General features: G+C 55.8%; 15 protein-coding genes and 4 tRNA genes. All 19 read left to right on the top strand.

Annotation, left to right across the window (positions count from 1 at the left end; genetic code table 11):
- Positions 1-15: 15 nt before the first annotated feature.
- The 19 genes from KI235_RS27340 (at position 16) to rplC (ending at position 19,315) form a co-directional block, all read left to right on the top strand.
- Positions 16-100, top strand: a tRNA-Tyr gene (locus KI235_RS27340).
- Between the two features lie 24 nt (positions 101-124).
- Positions 125-198, top strand: a tRNA-Gly gene (locus tag KI235_RS27335).
- Positions 199-224: 26 nt separating this feature from the next.
- Positions 225-300: transfer RNA gene (locus KI235_RS27330), tRNA-Thr, on the top strand.
- An 84-nt stretch (positions 301-384) separates the two neighbouring features.
- Positions 385-1,578, top strand: a complete 1,194-nt coding sequence (tuf, locus tag KI235_RS27325) for an elongation factor Tu (RefSeq protein WP_003186103.1) — start codon at positions 385-387, stop codon at positions 1,576-1,578.
- A 53-nt stretch (positions 1,579-1,631) separates the two neighbouring features.
- Positions 1,632-1,707 (top strand) — tRNA-Trp (locus KI235_RS27320).
- Positions 1,708-1,752: 45 nt separating this feature from the next.
- Positions 1,753-2,121, top strand: a complete 369-nt coding sequence (gene secE, locus KI235_RS27315) for a preprotein translocase subunit SecE (protein WP_003206102.1) — start codon at positions 1,753-1,755, stop codon at positions 2,119-2,121.
- 9 nt (positions 2,122-2,130) lie between these two features.
- Positions 2,131-2,664, top strand: coding sequence for a transcription termination/antitermination protein NusG (gene nusG, locus KI235_RS27310; RefSeq protein ID WP_003186097.1), 534 nt, complete (start codon positions 2,131-2,133; stop codon positions 2,662-2,664).
- Positions 2,665-2,781: 117 nt separating this feature from the next.
- Positions 2,782-3,213 carry a 50S ribosomal protein L11 gene (gene rplK, locus KI235_RS27305; protein WP_003176435.1) on the top strand — a complete coding sequence of 144 codons (432 nt, stop codon included), beginning with the start codon at positions 2,782-2,784 and terminating at the stop codon, positions 3,211-3,213.
- Positions 3,213-3,908 carry a 50S ribosomal protein L1 gene (gene rplA / locus KI235_RS27300; protein ID WP_003186095.1) on the top strand — a complete coding sequence of 232 codons (696 nt, stop codon included), beginning with the start codon at positions 3,213-3,215 and terminating at the stop codon, positions 3,906-3,908. The genes rplK and rplA overlap by 1 nt, the downstream gene beginning before the upstream one ends.
- Positions 3,909-4,106: 198 nt before the next feature.
- Complete coding sequence (gene rplJ / locus KI235_RS27295; RefSeq protein ID WP_003206099.1) at positions 4,107-4,607, top strand: 50S ribosomal protein L10; 501 nt, start codon at positions 4,107-4,109, stop codon at positions 4,605-4,607.
- A gap of 78 nt (positions 4,608-4,685) precedes the next feature.
- The gene (rplL, locus tag KI235_RS27290) at positions 4,686-5,051 is read left to right on the top strand and encodes a 50S ribosomal protein L7/L12 (RefSeq protein WP_003206098.1); all 366 of its coding nucleotides are present in this window, start codon (positions 4,686-4,688) and stop codon (positions 5,049-5,051) included.
- A 220-nt stretch (positions 5,052-5,271) separates the two neighbouring features.
- The gene (gene rpoB, locus KI235_RS27285; RefSeq protein WP_013694338.1) at positions 5,272-9,345 is read left to right on the top strand and encodes a DNA-directed RNA polymerase subunit beta; all 4,074 of its coding nucleotides are present in this window, start codon (positions 5,272-5,274) and stop codon (positions 9,343-9,345) included.
- 64 nt (positions 9,346-9,409) lie between these two features.
- Positions 9,410-13,609 (top strand): DNA-directed RNA polymerase subunit beta', encoded by a 4,200-nt coding sequence (gene rpoC, locus KI235_RS27280; protein WP_003206095.1) that lies wholly within the window; start codon positions 9,410-9,412, stop codon positions 13,607-13,609.
- Between the two features lie 216 nt (positions 13,610-13,825).
- Positions 13,826-14,197 carry a 30S ribosomal protein S12 gene (gene rpsL, locus KI235_RS27275; protein WP_003186084.1) on the top strand — a complete coding sequence of 124 codons (372 nt, stop codon included), beginning with the start codon at positions 13,826-13,828 and terminating at the stop codon, positions 14,195-14,197.
- Positions 14,198-14,299: 102 nt separating this feature from the next.
- A complete protein-coding gene (gene rpsG, locus KI235_RS27270) occupies positions 14,300-14,770 on the top strand; it encodes a 30S ribosomal protein S7 (RefSeq protein WP_003186074.1) in 471 nt (156 codons plus the stop codon).
- 30 nt (positions 14,771-14,800) lie between these two features.
- Positions 14,801-16,906, top strand: a complete 2,106-nt coding sequence (gene fusA, locus KI235_RS27265; RefSeq protein WP_003206094.1) for an elongation factor G — start codon at positions 14,801-14,803, stop codon at positions 16,904-16,906.
- A 30-nt stretch (positions 16,907-16,936) separates the two neighbouring features.
- Positions 16,937-18,130, top strand: a complete 1,194-nt coding sequence (tuf, locus tag KI235_RS27260; RefSeq protein ID WP_212795379.1) for an elongation factor Tu — start codon at positions 16,937-16,939, stop codon at positions 18,128-18,130.
- A gap of 157 nt (positions 18,131-18,287) precedes the next feature.
- Positions 18,288-18,599: a 30S ribosomal protein S10 gene (gene rpsJ, locus KI235_RS27255; RefSeq protein WP_003186070.1), complete on the top strand. Its 312-nt coding sequence runs from the start codon at positions 18,288-18,290 to the stop codon at positions 18,597-18,599.
- A gap of 80 nt (positions 18,600-18,679) precedes the next feature.
- Positions 18,680-19,315 (top strand): 50S ribosomal protein L3, encoded by a 636-nt coding sequence (gene rplC / locus KI235_RS27250; protein WP_003186059.1) that lies wholly within the window; start codon positions 18,680-18,682, stop codon positions 19,313-19,315.
- Positions 19,316-19,321 lie beyond the last annotated feature (6 nt).

The raw sequence follows: 19,321 nt of genomic DNA, 5'->3' as shown, positions 1-19,321 counted from the left end.
ATGCCGGCTCGCTTAGGAGGGGTTCCCGAGCGGCCAAAGGGATCAGACTGTAAATCTGACGTCTACGACTTCGAAGGTTCGAATCCTTCCCCCTCCACCATTTTTAGCGTGAGCTGCAAGCTCCGCGGGTATAGTTTAGTGGTAGAACCTCAGCCTTCCAAGCTGATGATGCGGGTTCGATTCCCGCTACCCGCTCCAAGTTTGCAGGTTGTGCAAAGTGTTTCGCTCTTGTAGCTCAGTTGGTAGAGCACACCCTTGGTAAGGGTGAGGTCAGCGGTTCAAATCCGCTCAAGAGCTCCATATAACAAGGCAGATATGAAAATATCTGCCTTTGTTTTAATGGCTTGTGTGACTCGCTAAATTCTTCTCCTAGGGGTGATTTCGATGGCTAAGGAAAAGTTCGAACGTAATAAGCCGCACGTCAACGTTGGTACCATTGGTCACGTTGACCACGGTAAAACCACGCTGACCGCTGCTCTGACCCGTGTCTGCTCCGAAGTTTTCGGTTCGGCCAAGGTTGACTTCGACAAGATCGACAGCGCCCCGGAAGAGAAAGCTCGCGGTATCACCATCAACACCGCTCACGTTGAGTACGATTCGGCCGTGCGTCACTACGCACACGTTGACTGCCCAGGTCACGCCGACTACGTAAAAAACATGATCACTGGTGCTGCTCAGATGGACGGCGCGATCCTGGTTTGCTCGGCCGCTGATGGTCCGATGCCGCAAACCCGTGAGCACATCCTGCTGTCCCGTCAGGTAGGCGTTCCGTACATCGTTGTCTTCCTGAACAAGGCTGACATGGTTGACGACGCTGAGCTGCTGGAACTGGTTGAGATGGAAGTGCGCGATCTGCTGAGCACTTACGATTTCCCAGGTGATGATACTCCAATCATCATCGGTTCGGCTCTGATGGCTCTGAACGGCCAAGACGACAACGAAATGGGCACCACTGCTGTCAAGAAGCTGGTGGAAACTCTGGATAGCTACATCCCAGAGCCAGAGCGTGCTATCGATAAGCCGTTCCTGATGCCGATCGAAGACGTGTTCTCGATCTCCGGTCGCGGTACTGTTGTGACTGGTCGTGTTGAGCGTGGCATCGTCCGTATCCAGGAAGAAGTTGAGATTGTCGGTCTGCGCGATACTCAGAAAACTACCTGCACCGGCGTTGAAATGTTCCGCAAGCTGCTCGACGAAGGTCGTGCTGGTGAGAACTGCGGCGTGCTGCTGCGCGGCACCAAGCGTGACGATGTTGAGCGTGGCCAGGTTCTGGTCAAGCCAGGTACCGTCAAGCCGCACACCAAGTTCACCGCAGAAGTTTACGTTCTGAGCAAGGAAGAGGGCGGCCGTCATACTCCGTTCTTCAAGGGCTACCGTCCACAGTTCTACTTCCGTACAACTGACGTGACTGGTAACTGCGAGCTGCCAGAAGGCGTTGAAATGGTAATGCCAGGTGACAACATTCAGATGACTGTTACCTTGATCAAGACCATCGCGATGGAAGACGGTCTGCGTTTCGCTATCCGTGAAGGCGGTCGTACCGTCGGCGCTGGCGTCGTAGCTAAAGTCATCGAGTAAACAGTTGTAATGTCTTTTTCGGGCCGGCATAATGGTCGGCCTGATTTTGTTTTAGGTCAGTAGCTCAATTGGCAGAGCGACGGTCTCCAAAACCGTAGGTTGGGGGTTCGATTCCCTCCTGACCTGCCAGATTCACTCAGTGTGTCTGGCTTTCTTTTCACAGGATCTTCATAGATGACTCCTAAAGCTGAAGCTCAAGGCTCTCGCTTCGATCTGCTCAAGTGGCTAGTGGTAGTCGCTTTGGTGGTTATTGGCGTTGTTGGCAATCAGTATTATTCTGCTTCGCCGATCCTGTACCGCGTACTTGCATTGCTTGCCATTGCTGCTGTTGCTGCCTTTGTAGGCCTGCAGACAGCCAAGGGCAAGTCTTTCTTTGTACTCGCTAAGGAAGCTCGCACCGAGATTCGTAAAGTCGTATGGCCGACTCGCCAAGAAACCACGCAGACCACGTTGATTGTTGTGGCTGTTGTTCTGGTAATGGCGTTGCTGTTGTGGGGGCTCGATTCCCTGCTCGGCTGGCTTGTTTCCTTGATTGTTGGCTAAGGGTGTCCCGTGGCTAAGCGTTGGTACGTTGTGCATGCTTACTCGGGTTACGAGAAGCATGTTATGCGCTCGCTGGTAGAGCGCGTAAAGCTGGCTGGCATGGAAGATGGCTTTGGCGAGATTCTGGTCCCCACTGAAGAAGTGGTTGAGATGCGTAATGGCCAGAAGCGCAAAAGTGAACGTAAGTTCTTTCCGGGCTACGTGCTGGTACAGATGGACATGAACGAAGGGACTTGGCACTTGGTCAAGGATACCCCTCGGGTGATGGGCTTCATTGGCGGTACCGCCGACAAGCCTGCGCCGATCACAGATAAAGAGGCAGAAGCGATTCTGCGTCGCGTCGCTGATGGTAGCGACAAGCCGAAGCCGAAGACACTGTTTGAACCAGGTGAGGTTGTACGCGTCACTGACGGTCCATTCGCTGATTTTAACGGCACGGTTGAAGAAGTTAACTACGAAAAGAGCCGGATCCAAGTCGCAGTGCTCATTTTCGGTCGCTCTACTCCGGTAGAGCTAGAGTTCAGTCAGGTCGAAAAGGTCTGATTGAGCAGGCATCCCAACCCCGCAGCCCAAGGCTGTGGGGTTTTGTCGTCACTGGGATAAACGCGCAAGTAACCGGGGAGCCTTTCGAGGCGTTCGAACCCGTAATTGGAGTGCCTCATGGCCAAGAAAATTACCGCTTACATCAAGCTGCAAGTGAAGGCCGCTCAGGCTAACCCAAGCCCACCTGTTGGTCCTGCCCTGGGTCAGCACGGCGTGAACATCATGGAATTCTGCAAGGCTTTCAACGCCCGTACTCAGGGTCTTGAGCCAGGTCTGCCGACTCCAGTGATCATCACTGTCTACAGCGACCGTAGCTTCACTTTCGAAACAAAAAGCACCCCAGCTTCGGTTCTGCTGAAGAAGGCTGCAGGTTTGACCAGCGGTTCCGCTCGTCCAAACACCGTTAAGGTTGGCACCGTTACCCGTGCTCAGCTGGAAGAAATCGCGAAAACCAAAAACGCGGATCTGACTGCAGCTGATATGGATGCAGCCGTGCGTACTATCGCCGGTTCTGCTCGTAGCATGGGCCTTAACGTGGAGGGTGTGTAATGGCTAAGCTGACCAAGCGTCAAAAGGCTATCGCCGGCAAAATCGAAGCAGGCAAGGCCTACAACTTTGTAGATGCCGCCGCTCTGCTGGCTGAGCTGTCGACTGTCAAGTTCAGCGAGTCGTTCGACGTTGCTGTAAACCTGGGCGTTGACCCACGTAAATCCGACCAGGTCGTTCGTAGCGCTACCGTGCTGCCACACGGCACTGGCAAGACCGTTCGTGTAGCTGTCTTCACCCAGGGCCCAGCAGCAGAAGCTGCTCTGGCTGCTGGTGCTGATCGCGTAGGCATGGACGATCTGGCTGCTGAAATGAAGGGCGGCGACCTGAACTATGACGTAGTGATCGCATCCCCGGATGCCATGCGCGTTGTAGGTCAGTTGGGTCAGATCCTCGGTCCACGTGGTCTGATGCCTAACCCTAAAGTCGGCACCGTAACGCCAGACGTAGCCACCGCGGTTAAAAACGCCAAGGCTGGTCAGGTTCGTTATCGCACCGACAAAAACGGCATCATCCATACTTCCGTTGGCAAGATCGGCTTCGACGCCGTCAAGCTGAAGGAAAACGTTGAAGCCCTGATCGCTGATCTGAAGCGTATCAAGCCAGCTTCTTCGAAAGGTATCTACGTCAAGCGCGTTACCCTGAGCACCACTATGGGCCCAGGTCTGGTCATCGATCAGAGCTCGCTCGACGCGTAAGACTCAGGTTGGCGCAAGTAATTGCGCCAATCGAAAAATTGGGGTCCCTGCCTGGCGGGGGCTGTCCAAGACCGTAGGCGACGCAAGTCTTAAACCACAAGCCTACGCAGATGGTGCTCCCGGTTCCTTACCGAATCAGACACCAAAACGACATTCGGTTTCGACCGGATGAAACGGTAACAAGCAGGAGTTAAACCCGTGGCAATTAAACTCGAAGACAAGAAGGCCATCGTCGCTGAAGTCAACGAGGCTGCCAAAGCTGCTCTGTCCGCTGTCGTGGCTGATGCCCGTGGCGTAACAGTAGGCGCTATGACCGGACTCCGTAAAGAGGCTCGTGAAGCTGGCGTTTACGTACGTGTTGTACGTAACACTCTGCTCAAGCGCGCTGTTGCTGACACTGAATACAGTGTCCTCAACGACGTGTTCACCGGCCCGACCTTGATCGCGTTCTCCACCCAACATCCTGGCGCTGCTGCCCGTTTGTTCAAGGAATTCGCCAAAGGTCAGGACAAGTTCGAGATTAAGGCAGCTGCGTTCGAGGGCAAGTTCCTCGCAGCTAACCAGATCGACGTACTGGCAACTCTGCCGACCCGTGACGAAGCAATTTCCCAGCTGATGAGCGTGATTCAAGGCGCAACCAGCAAATTGGCTCGTACTCTGGCGGCACTGCGCGACCAGAAAGAAGCTGCCGCAGCCTAAGGCTCGACACTCCTTTTCGCGTTTTTTGTTTATTTCGATGGTCGCGTAGGCCGTCCCCCAATCCAGGAATTTAGAGTCATGTCTATCTCTCAAAACGATATCCTCGAAGCCGTTGGCAACATGTCCGTAATGGAAGTTGTTGAGCTGATCAAAGCTTTCGAAGAAAAATTCGGTGTTACCGCTGCTGCTGCTTCCGCTGGTCCAGCTGTTGCTGCTGCCGTTGCTGAAGAGCAAACCGAATTCAACGTCATGCTGACCGAAGCTGGCGAGAAGAAAGTTAACGTGATCAAGGCAGTACGTGAACTGACCGGTCTGGGCCTGAAAGAAGCCAAGGCTGTAGTTGACGGCGCTCCTGCCATGGTTCTGGAAGCTGTTGCCAAAGACGCAGCTGACAAAGCCAAAGCAGTTCTGGAAGAAGCAGGCGCTAAAGTCGAGCTGAAGTAAGCATCGACTTTGCGTCTCCAGCCCGAGCGTTAAGCGACAGGCTGATGGCTGGTGGCTCTTGCCACCGGCCTTTTTCCGTTATTGGCAGCCGACTGGGTCGGTGCTGATCACGAGCTGTAACCACCCGATGTGGTGGCGCAAACCATGGGGTTTGCACGATTTTCTGGCTGCTCCCGTCGGGAGGGGCCAAACAAGCAGGTGACCAAGCTGGGGAACGCTGATGGCTTACTCATATACTGAGAAAAAACGTATCCGCAAGGACTTTAGCAAGTTGCCGGACGTCATGGATGTGCCGTACCTCCTGGCCATCCAGCTGGATTCGTATCGTGAATTCTTGCAAGCGGGAGCGACTAAAGATCAGTTCCGCGACGTGGGCCTGCATGCGGCCTTCAAATCCGTTTTCCCGATCATCAGCTACTCCGGCAATGCTGCGCTGGAGTACGTCGGTTATCGCCTGGGCGAACCGGCATTTGATGTCAAAGAATGCGTATTGCGCGGTGTTACTTACGCCGTACCTTTGCGGGTAAAAGTGCGCCTGATCATTTTCGACAAAGAATCGTCGAACAAAGCGATCAAGGACATCAAAGAGCAAGAAGTCTACATGGGTGAAATCCCCCTGATGACTGAGAACGGTACCTTCGTAATCAACGGTACCGAGCGTGTAATCGTTTCCCAGCTGCACCGTTCTCCGGGCGTGTTCTTCGACCACGACCGTGGCAAGACGCACAGCTCCGGCAAACTGCTTTACTCCGCGCGCATCATTCCTTACCGCGGTTCGTGGTTGGACTTCGAGTTCGACCCGAAAGACTGCGTATTCGTGCGTATCGACCGTCGTCGCAAGCTGCCTGCATCGGTACTGCTGCGCGCGCTCGGCTATACCACCGAAGAAGTGCTGGACGCGTTCTACACCACCAACGTTTTCCATGTGCAGGGTGAAAACCTCAGCCTGGAACTGGTGCCTCAGCGCCTGCGCGGTGAAATCGCTGTCCTCGATATCCAGGATGACAAAGGCAAGGTTATTGTCGAGCAGGGTCGCCGTATCACCGCTCGCCACATCAACCAGCTGGAAAAAGCCGGGATCAAAGAGCTGCAGGTGCCTCTGGACTACGTCCTGGGTCGCACCACGGCCAAGGTCATCGTGCATCCGGCCACCGGCGAAATCCTGGCAGAGTGCAACACCGAGCTGAACACCGAGATCCTGGCAAAAATCGCCAAGGCCCAGGTCGTTCGCATCGAGACGCTGTACACCAACGACATCGACTGCGGTCCGTTCATCTCCGACACGCTGAAGATCGACTCCACCGGCAACCAACTGGAAGCCCTGGTCGAGATCTATCGCATGATGCGTCCTGGCGAGCCGCCAACCAAGGATGCCGCCGAAACGCTGTTCAACAACCTGTTCTTCAGCCCTGAGCGCTATGACCTGTCTGCGGTCGGCCGGATGAAGTTCAACCGTCGTATCGGTCGTACCGAAATCGAAGGTTCGGGTGTATTGAACAAGGACGATATCGTTGCCGTCCTCAAGACCTTGGTCGACATCCGTAACGGCAAGGGCATCGTCGATGACATCGACCACCTGGGTAACCGTCGTGTTCGCTGTGTAGGCGAAATGGCCGAGAACCAGTTCCGTGTTGGCCTGGTGCGCGTAGAGCGTGCGGTCAAGGAACGTCTGTCGATGGCTGAAAGCGAAGGCCTGATGCCGCAAGACCTGATCAACGCCAAGCCTGTGGCTGCGGCGGTGAAGGAGTTCTTCGGTTCGAGCCAGCTGTCCCAGTTCATGGACCAGAACAACCCGCTGTCCGAGATCACCCACAAGCGTCGTGTCTCCGCACTCGGCCCGGGCGGTCTGACCCGTGAGCGTGCGGGCTTCGAAGTTCGTGACGTACACCCGACTCACTACGGTCGTGTATGCCCGATCGAAACGCCGGAAGGTCCGAACATCGGTCTGATCAACTCCCTGGCTGCCTATGCGCGCACCAACCAGTACGGCTTCCTCGAGAGCCCGTACCGTGTGGTGAAAGACGCTCTGGTCACCGACGAGATCGTGTTCCTGTCCGCCATCGAAGAAGCTGATCATGTGATCGCCCAGGCTTCGGCCACGATGAACGACAAGAAGGTCCTGGTCGACGAGCTGGTAGCTGTTCGTCACTTGAACGAGTTCACCGTCAAGGCGCCGGAAGACGTCACCTTGATGGACGTATCGCCGAAGCAGGTAGTTTCGGTTGCAGCGTCGCTGATCCCGTTCCTCGAGCACGACGACGCCAACCGTGCGTTGATGGGTTCGAACATGCAGCGCCAAGCTGTACCCACCCTGCGTGCCGACAAGCCGCTGGTAGGTACCGGCATGGAGCGCAACGTTGCCCGTGACTCCGGCGTTTGCGTCGTGGCTCGTCGTGGTGGCGTGATCGACTCCGTCGATGCCAGCCGTATCGTGGTTCGTGTTGCCGATGACGAAGTTGAAACTGGCGAAGCCGGTGTCGACATCTACAACCTGACCAAATACACCCGCTCCAACCAGAACACCTGCATCAACCAGCGTCCGCTGGTGAGCAAGGGTGATCGGGTTCAGCGCAGCGACATCATGGCCGACGGTCCGTCCACCGATATGGGTGAACTGGCGTTGGGTCAGAACATGCGCATCGCGTTCATGGCATGGAACGGCTTCAACTTCGAAGACTCCATCTGCCTGTCCGAGCGTGTGGTTCAGGAAGACCGCTTCACCACGATCCACATCCAGGAACTGACCTGTGTGGCCCGTGACACCAAGCTTGGCCCAGAGGAAATCACTGCGGACATCCCGAACGTGGGTGAAGCTGCACTGAACAAGCTGGACGAAGCCGGTATCGTTTACGTAGGTGCTGAAGTAGGCGCAGGCGACATCCTGGTGGGCAAGGTCACTCCGAAAGGCGAGACCCAGCTGACTCCGGAAGAAAAACTGCTGCGTGCCATCTTCGGTGAAAAAGCCAGCGACGTTAAAGACACCTCCCTGCGCGTGCCTACCGGCACCAAGGGTACCGTCATCGACGTACAAGTCTTCACTCGCGACGGCGTTGAGCGTGATGCTCGTGCACTGTCGATCGAGAAGACTCAACTCGACGAGATCCGCAAGGACCTGAACGAAGAGTTCCGTATCGTCGAAGGCGCAACTTTCGAGCGTCTGCGCTCCGCTCTGGTCGGCCACAAAGCCGAAGGCGGCGCCGGCCTGAAGAAAGGTCAGGAAATCACCGACGAAGTTCTCGACGGTCTTGAGCATGGCCAGTGGTTCAAACTGCGCATGGCTGAAGATGCTCTGAACGAGCAGCTCGAGAAGGCCCAGGCCTATATCGTTGATCGCCGCCGTCTGCTGGACGACAAGTTCGAAGACAAGAAGCGCAAACTGCAGCAGGGCGATGACCTGGCTCCAGGCGTGCTGAAAATCGTCAAGGTTTACCTGGCAATCCGTCGTCGCATCCAACCGGGCGACAAGATGGCCGGTCGTCACGGTAACAAAGGTGTGGTCTCCGTGATCATGCCGGTTGAAGACATGCCGCACGATGCCAATGGCACCCCGGTCGATGTGGTCCTCAACCCGTTGGGCGTACCTTCGCGTATGAACGTCGGTCAGATCCTTGAAACCCACCTGGGCCTCGCGGCCAAGGGCTTGGGCGAGAAGATCAACCGTATGATCGAAGAGCAGCGCAAGGTCGCTGACCTGCGTAAGTTCCTGCACGAGATCTACAACGAGATCGGCGGTCGCAACGAAGAGCTGGACACCTTCTCCGACCAGGAAATCCTGGATCTGGCGAAGAACCTGCGCGGCGGCGTTCCAATGGCTACTCCGGTGTTCGACGGTGCCAAGGAAAGCGAAATCAAGGCCATGCTGAAACTGGCAGATCTGCCAGAAAGCGGCCAGATGCAGCTGTTCGACGGCCGTACCGGCAACAAGTTCGAGCGCCCGGTTACCGTTGGCTACATGTACATGCTGAAGCTGAACCACTTGGTAGACGACAAGATGCACGCTCGTTCTACCGGTTCTTACAGCCTGGTTACCCAGCAGCCGCTGGGTGGTAAGGCGCAGTTCGGTGGTCAGCGTTTCGGGGAGATGGAGGTCTGGGCACTGGAAGCGTACGGTGCTGCATACACTCTGCAAGAAATGCTCACAGTGAAGTCGGACGATGTGAACGGCCGGACCAAGATGTACAAAAACATCGTGGACGGCGATCACCGTATGGAGCCGGGCATGCCCGAGTCTTTCAACGTGTTGATCAAGGAAATTCGTTCCCTCGGCATCGATATCGATCTGGAAACCGAATAACACGTGACGCGAATCGAGAGCGGGGCTGTTTTGCCCGCTCTCTGCTCCGCCAGGAGGAAAGGCCTTGAAAGACCTACTGAATTTGCTGAAAAACCAGGGTCAAGTCGAAGAGTTCGACGCCATCCGTATTGGATTGGCATCGCCTGAGATGATCCGTTCGTGGTCGTTCGGTGAAGTTAAAAAGCCGGAAACCATCAACTACCGTACGTTCAAACCTGAGCGTGACGGCCTGTTCTGCGCCAAGATCTTTGGCCCGGTCAAGGATTACGAGTGCCTGTGCGGTAAGTACAAGCGCTTGAAGCACCGTGGTGTGATCTGCGAGAAGTGCGGCGTTGAAGTCGCGCTGGCAAAAGTTCGTCGTGAGCGCATGGCGCACATCGAACTGGCCTCGCCAGTTGCCCACATCTGGTTCCTGAAGTCGCTGCCGTCCCGTATCGGCCTGCTGATGGACATGACCCTGCGTGATATCGAACGCGTTCTCTACTTCGAGAGCTACGTCGTTATCGATCCAGGCATGACCACCCTTGAAAAGGGTCAACTGCTCAACGACGAGCAGTACTTCGAAGCGCTGGAAGAGTTCGGCGACGATTTCGATGCCCGCATGGGTGCCGAAGCTGTCCGCGAACTGCTGCACGCTATCGACCTGGAACACGAGATTGGCCGTCTGCGCGAAGAGATTCCGCAAACCAACTCCGAAACCAAGATCAAGAAGCTGTCCAAGCGTCTGAAGTTGATGGAAGCCTTCCAGGGTTCCGGCAACCTGCCAGAGTGGATGGTGCTGACCGTTCTGCCGGTTCTGCCGCCAGACCTGCGTCCACTGGTTCCGCTCGATGGCGGTCGTTTCGCGACTTCCGATCTCAACGATCTGTATCGTCGAGTGATCAACCGTAACAACCGCTTGAAGCGTCTGCTCGATCTGTCCGCTCCGGACATCATCGTGCGCAACGAGAAGCGTATGTTGCAGGAAGCGGTCGACGCACTGCTCGACAACGGTCGTCGTGGCCGCGCTATCACCGGTTCCAACAAGCGTCCTCTGAAATCCCTGGCTGACATGATCAAGGGTAAGCAGGGTCGTTTCCGTCAGAACTTGCTCGGTAAGCGTGTTGACTACTCCGGTCGTTCGGTAATTACCGTAGGCCCGACCCTGCGTCTGCACCAGTGCGGTCTGCCAAAGAAAATGGCCCTGGAGCTGTTCAAGCCGTTCATTTTTGGCAAGCTGGAAATGCGTGGTCTTGCGACCACCATCAAAGCGGCCAAGAAAATGGTCGAGCGCGAGCTGCCAGAGGTCTGGGACGTTCTCGCTGAAGTGATTCGCGAACACCCGGTTCTCCTCAACCGTGCACCGACCCTTCACCGTCTGGGCATCCAGGCGTTTGAACCGGTACTGATCGAAGGTAAGGCTATCCAGCTGCACCCGCTGGTCTGTGCTGCGTACAACGCCGACTTCGACGGCGACCAGATGGCCGTGCACGTACCGCTGACACTGGAAGCCCAGTTGGAAGCGCGTGCGTTGATGATGTCGACCAACAACATCCTGTCGCCAGCCAACGGTGAGCCAATCATCGTTCCGTCGCAGGACGTTGTATTGGGTCTGTACTACATGACGCGTGAAGCGATCAACGCCAAGGGCGAAGGTCGTGTGTTCGCGGATCTGCAGGAAGTTGACCGTGTGTTCCGTGCCGGCGAAGCCGCACTGCACGCCAAGGTCAAGGTGCGGATCAATGAAACCGTGAACGATCGTGACGGTGGCAGCGTCAAGAACACTCGAATCGTCGACACCACTGTCGGCCGTGCGTTGTTGTTCCAGGTTGTTCCACCTGGTCTGTCTTACGACGTCGTCAACCAGCCGATGAAGAAGAAGGCGATCTCCAAGCTGATCAACCAGTGCTACCGCGTGGTTGGTCTGAAAGAGACCGTGATCTTCGCTGACCAGTTGATGTACACCGGTTTTGCCTATTCGACCATTTCCGGCGTTTCCATCGGTGTTAACGACTTCGTTATCCCGGATGAAAAAGCCCGCATCATCGGTGCTGCTACCGAAGAAGTGAAAGAGATCGAAAGTCAGTACGCCTCCGGCCTGGTAACCCAGGGCGAGAAGTACAACAAGGTGATCGACCTCTGGTCCAAGGCGAACGACGAAGTCTCCAAGGCGATGATGGCCAACCTCTCGAAAGAGAAAGTCATCGACCGTCATGGCAACGAAGTCGACCAGGAATCCTTCAACTCGATGTACATGATGGCCGACTCGGGCGCACGGGGTTCTGCTGCGCAGATCCGTCAGCTCGCCGGTATGCGTGGCCTGATGGCCAAGCCGGACGGCTCCATCATCGAGACCCCGATTACCGCGAACTTCCGTGAAGGCCTGAGCGTACTCCAGTACTTCATCTCCACTCACGGTGCTCGTAAGGGTCTTGCGGATACCGCGTTGAAAACGGCGAACTCCGGTTACCTGACGCGTCGTCTGGTAGACGTTGCCCAGGATCTGGTCGTGACCGAGATCGATTGCGGCACCGAACACGGCCTGGTAATGACTCCGCACATTGAAGGCGGTGACGTTGTAGAGCCGTTGGGTGAACGCGTATTGGGTCGTGTCATCGCCCGTGACGTATTCAAGCCAGGTACCGAGGACGTGATCGTTCCTGCGGGCACCCTGGTTGACGAGAAGTGGGTCGAGTTCATCGAGCTCAACAGCATCGACGAAGTGATCGTACGTTCGCCGATCAGTTGCGAAACTCGCTACGGCATCTGCGCCAAGTGCTACGGTCGCGACCTGGCACGTGGTCACCAGGTGAACATCGGTGAAGCGGTCGGCGTTATCGCTGCCCAGTCCATCGGTGAGCCGGGTACCCAGCTGACGATGCGTACGTTCCACATCGGTGGTGCGGCAAGCCGGACCTCCGCGGCCGACAGCGTTCAGGTGAAGAATGGCGGTACCGTCCGTCTGCACAACCTGAAGCACGTTGAGCGAGTGGATGGTCACCTGGTGGCTGTATCGCGTTCCGGTGAGCTGGCCATCGCTGACGACTTCGGTCGCGAGCGCGAGCGCTACAAGCTGCCGTACGGTGCTGTGATTTCGGTCAAGGAAGGTGACAAGGTCGACGCTGGCGCCATCGTGGCCAAGTGGGACCCGCACACTCACCCGATCGTTACCGAAATGAAGGGTACCGTGACCTACGTGGGCATGGAAGAAGGCATCACGATCAAGCGTCAGACCGACGAATTGACCGGTATGACCAACATTGAAGTACTCGATGCGAAAGATCGTCCAGCTGCCGGCAAGGACATCCGTCCTGCTGTGAAGATGGTCGACGACAATGGCAAGGATCTGTTGCTGCCAGGCACTGACGTAATCGCTCAGTACTTCCTGCCAGCCAACGCCCTGGTCGGTGTTGCGGACGGTGCGCGGATCGCGATCGGTGATGTTATCGCTCGTATCCCGCAGGAAACTTCGAAAACTCGCGACATCACCGGTGGTCTGCCGCGTGTTGCCGACTTGTTCGAAGCCCGTCGTCCGAAAGAAGCTTCGATTCTGGCTGAAGTCAGCGGCACCATCGCATTCGGTAAAGAGACCAAGGGCAAGCGTCGCCTGGTCATTACACCGAACGACGGTAGCGATCCGTACGAAGAGCTGATTCCGAAGTGGCGTCACCTGAACGTTTTCGAAGGCGAACAGGTAAACCGCGGCGAAGTTATCTCGGACGGTCCGAGCGATCCACACGACATCCTGCGTCTGCTGGGTGTGAGTGCGCTGGCCAAGTACATCGTGAACGAGATCCAGGACGTTTACCGTCTGCAAGGCGTGAAGATCAACGACAAGCACATCGAGACCATCCTGCGTCAGATGCTGCGTAAGGTCGAGATCGCTGAATCCGGCGACTCGAGTTTCATCAAGGGCGACCAGATGGAACTGACTCACGTACTGGTGGAAAACGAGCGCCTGGCGACCGAAGACAAGTTTGTCTCCAAGTTCACTCGCGTGCTGCTGGGTATCACCAAGGCGTCGTTGTCCACCGAATCGTTCATCTCGGCGGCTTCCTTCCAGGAAACCACCCGTGTGCTGACCGAAGCGGCGGTAACCGGCAAGCGCGATTACCTGCGCGGCCTGAAAGAAAACGTGGTCGTGGGTCGTCTGATCCCGGCCGGTACCGGTTTGGCCTATCACAGCGAACGCAAGCGTCGCCGTGATGCTGACAAGCCGTTGCGCGTAAGCGCCAGTGAAGTGGAAGCTGCACTGACCGAAGCACTGAACTCGAGTGGTAACTGAGTTCTGCGGTAATTGAGTGCCTGGCCCTGGTCACCCCGTTCGGCGGATCGAGACAAATTGTCGAGATCCGGCGGGCGGGGAGGTCGGGGCCTTGCCTTGACTGGGGACAAGATCCTCTTTAGACTCTTGATCCCCTAAATTTGGCGGGAATTCGTTCCTGCCATTTTGCTTTTCTTGTAAGACAATAGCGTCGCAAGACAACAGTGGAGCTAGTAGATGGCAACTATCAACCAGCTGGTACGTCAGCCGCGTAAGCGTATCGTCGAGAAATCCGACGTGCCTGCGCTGCAGAACTGCCCGCAACGTCGTGGCGTATGCACCCGTGTGTATACCACCACGCCGAAAAAACCTAACTCGGCACTGCGTAAAGTATGCCGTGTGCGTCTGACCAACGGTTTCGAGGTTTCCTCGTACATCGGCGGTGAAGGCCACAACCTGCAAGAACACAGCGTGGTACTGATCCGCGGCGGTCGTGTAAAAGACTTGCCAGGTGTTCGTTACCACACCGTTCGCGGCTCTTTGGATACTTCCGGCGTTAAAGGTCGTAACCAAGGTCGTTCGAAGTACGGTACCAAGCGTCCGAAATAATCGGCCGTTTTGCAGTTTTTAATTTTATTGAGTCGATAAGAGTAAGGTCGGGCACGCATCCGCTGTCCCGGGCTAACCTGAAGACCGTTTGAGGGCTTATCAATGCCAAGACGTCGCGTAGCAGCCAAACGTGAGATTCTGGACGATCCGAAATACGGAAGCCAGATTCTCGCCAAGTTCATGAACCACGTAATGGAAAGCGGCAAGAAAGCCGTTGCCGAGCGTATCGTTTATGGCGCACTGGACAAAGTTAAGGAACGCAAGAACAGCGATCCCCTGGAAATCTTCGAGAAAGCTCTCGACGCCATCGCTCCGCTGGTCGAAGTGAAGTCGCGCCGTGTAGGCGGTGCTACTTACCAGGTTCCGGTCGAAGTTCGTCCGTCCCGTCGTAACGCCCTGGCAATGCGCTGGTTGGTAGACTTCGCCCGCAAGCGCGGCGAGAAGTCCATGGCCCTGCGTTTGGCTGGCGAACTGTTGGACGCTGCTGAAGGTAAAGGTGCTGCAGTTAAGAAGCGTGAAGACGTGCACCGTATGGCTGAAGCCAACAAGGCTTTCTCGCACTACCGCTTCTAATTTTAGCGTCACTCAATTTGCGAGGGCTTTATGGCTCGTACTACACCGATTAACCGCTACCGTAACATCGGTATCGTCGCTCACGTGGATGCTGGTAAAACCACCACCACCGAGCGCGTCCTTTTTTACACCGGCAAAAGCCACAAGATGGGCGAGGTGCATGATGGCGCCGCGACCACCGACTGGATGGTGCAGGAGCAGGAGCGTGGTATTACCATTACTTCTGCTGCCATTACCGCTTTCTGGAAGGGTTCCGAGAAGCAGTACAAGGACGAGCACCGCTTCAACGTCATCGATACCCCGGGCCACGTTGACTTCACCATTGAAGTAGAACGTTCCCTGCGCGTACTCGACGGCGCTGTGGTTGTATTCTGCGGCACCTCGGGCGTTGAGCCTCAGTCGGAAACCGTATGGCGTCAAGCCAACAAATACGGCGTTCCACGTCTTGTTTATGTGAACAAGATGGACCGTGCTGGTGCCAACTTCCTGCGCGTGATCGGTCAGATCAAGCAGCGTCTGGGCCACACTCCGGTGCCTATTCAGCTGGCTATCGGTTCCGAAGACAACTTCCAGGGTCAGATCGATCTGATCAACATGCAAGCTGTCTACTGGAACGATGCTGACAAAGGCATGGTTCCTGTTCGCAAGGACATTCCTGCTGAATTGCTGGAAGAAGCCGAGAAGTGGCGTGGCAACATGGTTGAGGCTGCGGCCGAAGCCAACGAAGAACTGATGAACAAGTACCTCGAGGGCGAAGAGCTCACCAACGAGGAAATCAAGGCCGCTCTGCGCCAGCGTACTATCGCTGGTGAAATCGTCCTGGCTGTTTGCGGTTCTTCCTTCAAGAACAAGGGCGTTCCCCTGGTTCTCGACGCCGTTATCGACTTCCTGCCTGCGCCAACCGACATTCCTGCCATCAAGGGTACTGACCCGGATGACGAGACTATCGAGCTGGAGCGTCATGCCGACGACAGCGAGCCGTTCTCGGCTCTGGCGTTCAAGATCGCTACCGACCCATTCGTGGGTACCTTGACCTTTGTCCGTGTTTACTCGGGCGTGTTGAACTCCGGCGACGGCGTGATCAACTCTGTAAAAGGCAAGAAAGAGCGCGTAGGTCGTATGGTGCAAATGCACGCTAACGCCCGCGAAGAGATCAAGGAAGTGCGCGCTGGCGACATCGCGGCCTTGATCGGCATGAAGGACGTCACCACGGGTGAAACCTTGTGCAATGGCGACAAGCCAATCATCCTGGTTCGCATGGACTTCCCGGAGCCGGTTATTTCGGTTGCCGTTGAGCCTAAGACCAAGGATGACCAGGAAAAAATGGGTATCGCTCTGGGCAAGCTTGCTCAGGAAGACCCGTCTTTCCGCGTCAAGACTGATGAAGAGACTGGTCAGACGATCATCTCCGGCATGGGCGAGCTGCACCTGGACATCCTGGTTGACCGGATGCGCCGTGAGTTCAACGTCGAAGCCAACATCGGTAAGCCTCAGGTTTCCTATCGTGAGCGCATCACGAAGAACTGTGAAATCGAAGGCAAGTTCGTTCGCCAGTCCGGCGGTCGTGGTCAGTTCGGTCACTGCTGGATCCGTTTTGCACCGGCTGACGAAGGTCAGGAAGGTCTGCAATTCGTGAACGAAGTCGTAGGTGGTGTGGTTCCTAAGGAATACATCCCGGCGATCCAGAAGGGTATCGAAGAGCAGATGAAGAACGGCGTTGTTGCCGGCTATCCGCTGATCGGCCTGAAGGCAACTGTGTTTGATGGTTCTTACCACGACGTCGACTCCAACGAGATGGCGTTCAAGGTGGCTGCTTCCATGGCAACCAAGCAACTGGCCCAGAAGGGCGGTGGTGAGTTGCTCGAGCCGATCATGGCGGTAGAAGTCGTTACGCCTGAAGACTACATGGGTGATGTCATGGGCGACCTTAACCGTCGTCGTGGCATGATTCTGGGTATGGAAGATACGGTTTCCGGCAAGGTCATTCGTGCCGAGGTTCCGTTGGGTGAAATGTTCGGTTATGCAACCGACGTTCGTTCCATGTCTCAGGGTCGCGCAAGCTACTCTATGGAATTCAAAAAATACAATACAGCTCCGTCGCATATCGTCGAGACTGTTACCAAAAAGCAAGGCTGATTCAGCCCTTTAGGCAAGGAGTTAATTGTCGTGGCTAAAGAAAAATTTGATCGTTCCCTACCGCACGTCAACGTTGGCACCATTGGTCACGTTGACCACGGTAAAACCACTCTGACTGCGGCTCTGACTCGCGTCTGCTCCGAAGTTTTCGGTTCGGCCGTTGTTGCTTTCGACAAAATCGACAGCGCTCCGGAAGAAAAGGCTCGTGGTATCACCATCAACACCGCGCACGTTGAGTACAACTCTTCGATTCGTCACTACGCTCACGTTGACTGCCCAGGTCACGCTGACTACGTGAAGAACATGATCACTGGTGCTGCCCAGATGGACGGCGCGATCCTGGTTTGCTCGGCCGCTGATGGTCCGATGCCACAAACCCGTGAGCACATCCTGCTGTCCCGTCAGGTAGGCGTTCCGTACATCGTTGTCTTCCTGAACAAGGCTGACATGGTTGACGACGCTGAGCTGCTGGAACTGGTTGAGATGGAAGTGCGCGATCTGCTGAGCACTTACGACTTCCCAGGTGATGACACTCCAATCATCATCGGTTCGGCTCTGATGGCTCTGAACGGCCAGGACGACAACGAAATGGGTACCACCGCTGTCAAGCGTCTGGTAGAAACTCTGGACAGCTACATCCCAGAGCCAGTTCGTGTTATCGACAAGCCGTTCCTGATGCCAATCGAAGACGTGTTCTCGATCTCGGGCCGCGGTACTGTTGTGACCGGTCGTATCGAGCGCGGTATCGTCAAGGTTCAGGATTCACTGGAAATCGTAGGTCTGCGTGACACCACCGTCACCACCTGCACCGGTGTTGAAATGTTCCGTAAACTGCTCGACGAAGGTCGTGCTGGCGAGAACTGCGGCGTTCTGCTGCGTGGTACCAAGCGTGACGACGTTGAGCGTGGCCAGGTTCTGGTTAAGCCGGGTTCGGTCAAGCCGCACACCAAGTTCGAAGCTGAAGTGTATGTTCTGAGCAAAGAAGAAGGCGGTCGTCACACTCCGTTCTTCAAAGGCTACCGTCCACAGTTCTACTTCCGTACAACTGACGTGACTGGTAACTGCGAGCTGCCAGAAGGCGTTGAAATGGTAATGCCAGGCGACAACATCAAAATGGTTGTCACCCTGATCAAGACCATTGCAATGGAAGACGGTCTGCGTTTCGCTATCCGTGAAGGCGGTCGTACCGTCGGCGCTGGCGTCGTAGCCAAAATCATCGAGTAAGCTCTTTCTTGAGTAAGCTTTGATGAGTTGAAAAAGCCCCCGCCCAGCGGGGGCTTTTTTATTGGGTTGACACCTATCAGGGGCGTCTATAGAATTGCGCCTCCTTTTAACGGGCGTATTGCGCCCGGTGGGAATAGCAGCCGGAGTCTGAAATCCAATGCAAAATCAGCAAATCCGTATCAGGTTGAAGGCTTTTGACCATCGCCTGATCGACCAATCCACCCAGGAAATCGTGGAAACCGCGAAACGTACTGGTGCTCAAGTGCGTGGTCCAATTCCACTGCCTACCCGTAAAGAGCGGTTCACCGTTCTGGTCTCCCCGCACGTCAACAAAGACGCGCGTGACCAGTACGAGATCCGTACTCATAAGCGCGTTCTGGACATCGTCCAGCCAACGGATAAAACCGTTGATGCACTTATGAAGCTTGATCTTGCGGCCGGTGTGGAAGTGCAGATCAGCCTCGGCTAAGACTCGGTCTTAGTCGTGTAACGCTCTGAAATGGGCGGCCATAGCGGGTGAAAGCCCCGTACACTCATGAGGTTTACAACATGACTATTGGTGTAGTCGGTCGTAAATGCGGTATGACCCGTATTTTCACCGAAGAAGGTGTCTCCATTCCGGTCACGGTCATTGAGATCGAGCCGAATCGCGTCACCCAGTTCAAAACTGAAGAGACCGATGGCTATCGTGCAGTGCAAGTCACTGTCGGCGAGCGTCGCGCTTCGCGTGTAACAGCAGCTCAGGCTGGCCACTTCGCCAAGGCGAACGTTGCCGCTGGTCGTACCGTAATGGAATTCCGCCTTGAAGAAGGCGAGTACCAGGCCGGCGATCTGATTAACGCTGAAATCTTCGCCGCTGGCCAACTGGTTGATGTAACCGGTCAGTCCAAGGGTAAAGGCTTCCAGGGTACGATCAAGCGTTGGAACTTCCGCGGGCAAGATAACACCCACGGTAACTCCGTATCCCACCGCGTTCCAGGCTCTATCGGCCAGTGCCAGACTCCTGGTCGTGTATTCAAGGGCAAAAAAATGTCCGGTCATATGGGCGCTGAGCGCGTGACCGTGCAGTCCCTCGAAGTAGTGCGCGTGGACGCTGAACGCAATCTGTTGTTGGTCAAGGGCGCTGTTCCTGGCGCTACTGGCGGCAACTTGGTTGTACGTCCAGCAGCCAAGGCTCGCGGTTAAGGGGAA

Source organism: Pseudomonas sp. St386, from assembly GCF_018325865.1.
In the GTDB taxonomy this organism is placed as follows: domain Bacteria; phylum Pseudomonadota; class Gammaproteobacteria; order Pseudomonadales; family Pseudomonadaceae; genus Aquipseudomonas; species Aquipseudomonas brassicacearum.
Note: the sequence above shows the minus strand (reverse complement) of the source record. Positions and strands in the feature narration are given on the sequence as shown.

Coding starts and splice junctions, on each gene's coding strand:
- tuf (WP_003186103.1), top strand. CDS start 385: ATGGCTAAGGAAAAGTTCGAACGTAATAAGCCGCACGTCAACGTTGGT.
- secE (WP_003206102.1), top strand. CDS start 1,753: ATGACTCCTAAAGCTGAAGCTCAAGGCTCTCGCTTCGATCTGCTCAAG.
- rplK (WP_003176435.1), top strand. CDS start 2,782: ATGGCCAAGAAAATTACCGCTTACATCAAGCTGCAAGTGAAGGCCGCT.
- rplA (WP_003186095.1), top strand. CDS start 3,213: ATGGCTAAGCTGACCAAGCGTCAAAAGGCTATCGCCGGCAAAATCGAA.
- rplL (WP_003206098.1), top strand. CDS start 4,686: ATGTCTATCTCTCAAAACGATATCCTCGAAGCCGTTGGCAACATGTCC.
- rpoB (WP_013694338.1), top strand. CDS start 5,272: ATGGCTTACTCATATACTGAGAAAAAACGTATCCGCAAGGACTTTAGC.
- rpsL (WP_003186084.1), top strand. CDS start 13,826: ATGGCAACTATCAACCAGCTGGTACGTCAGCCGCGTAAGCGTATCGTC.
- rpsG (WP_003186074.1), top strand. CDS start 14,300: ATGCCAAGACGTCGCGTAGCAGCCAAACGTGAGATTCTGGACGATCCG.
- fusA (WP_003206094.1), top strand. CDS start 14,801: ATGGCTCGTACTACACCGATTAACCGCTACCGTAACATCGGTATCGTC.
- rpsJ (WP_003186070.1), top strand. CDS start 18,288: ATGCAAAATCAGCAAATCCGTATCAGGTTGAAGGCTTTTGACCATCGC.
- rplC (WP_003186059.1), top strand. CDS start 18,680: ATGACTATTGGTGTAGTCGGTCGTAAATGCGGTATGACCCGTATTTTC.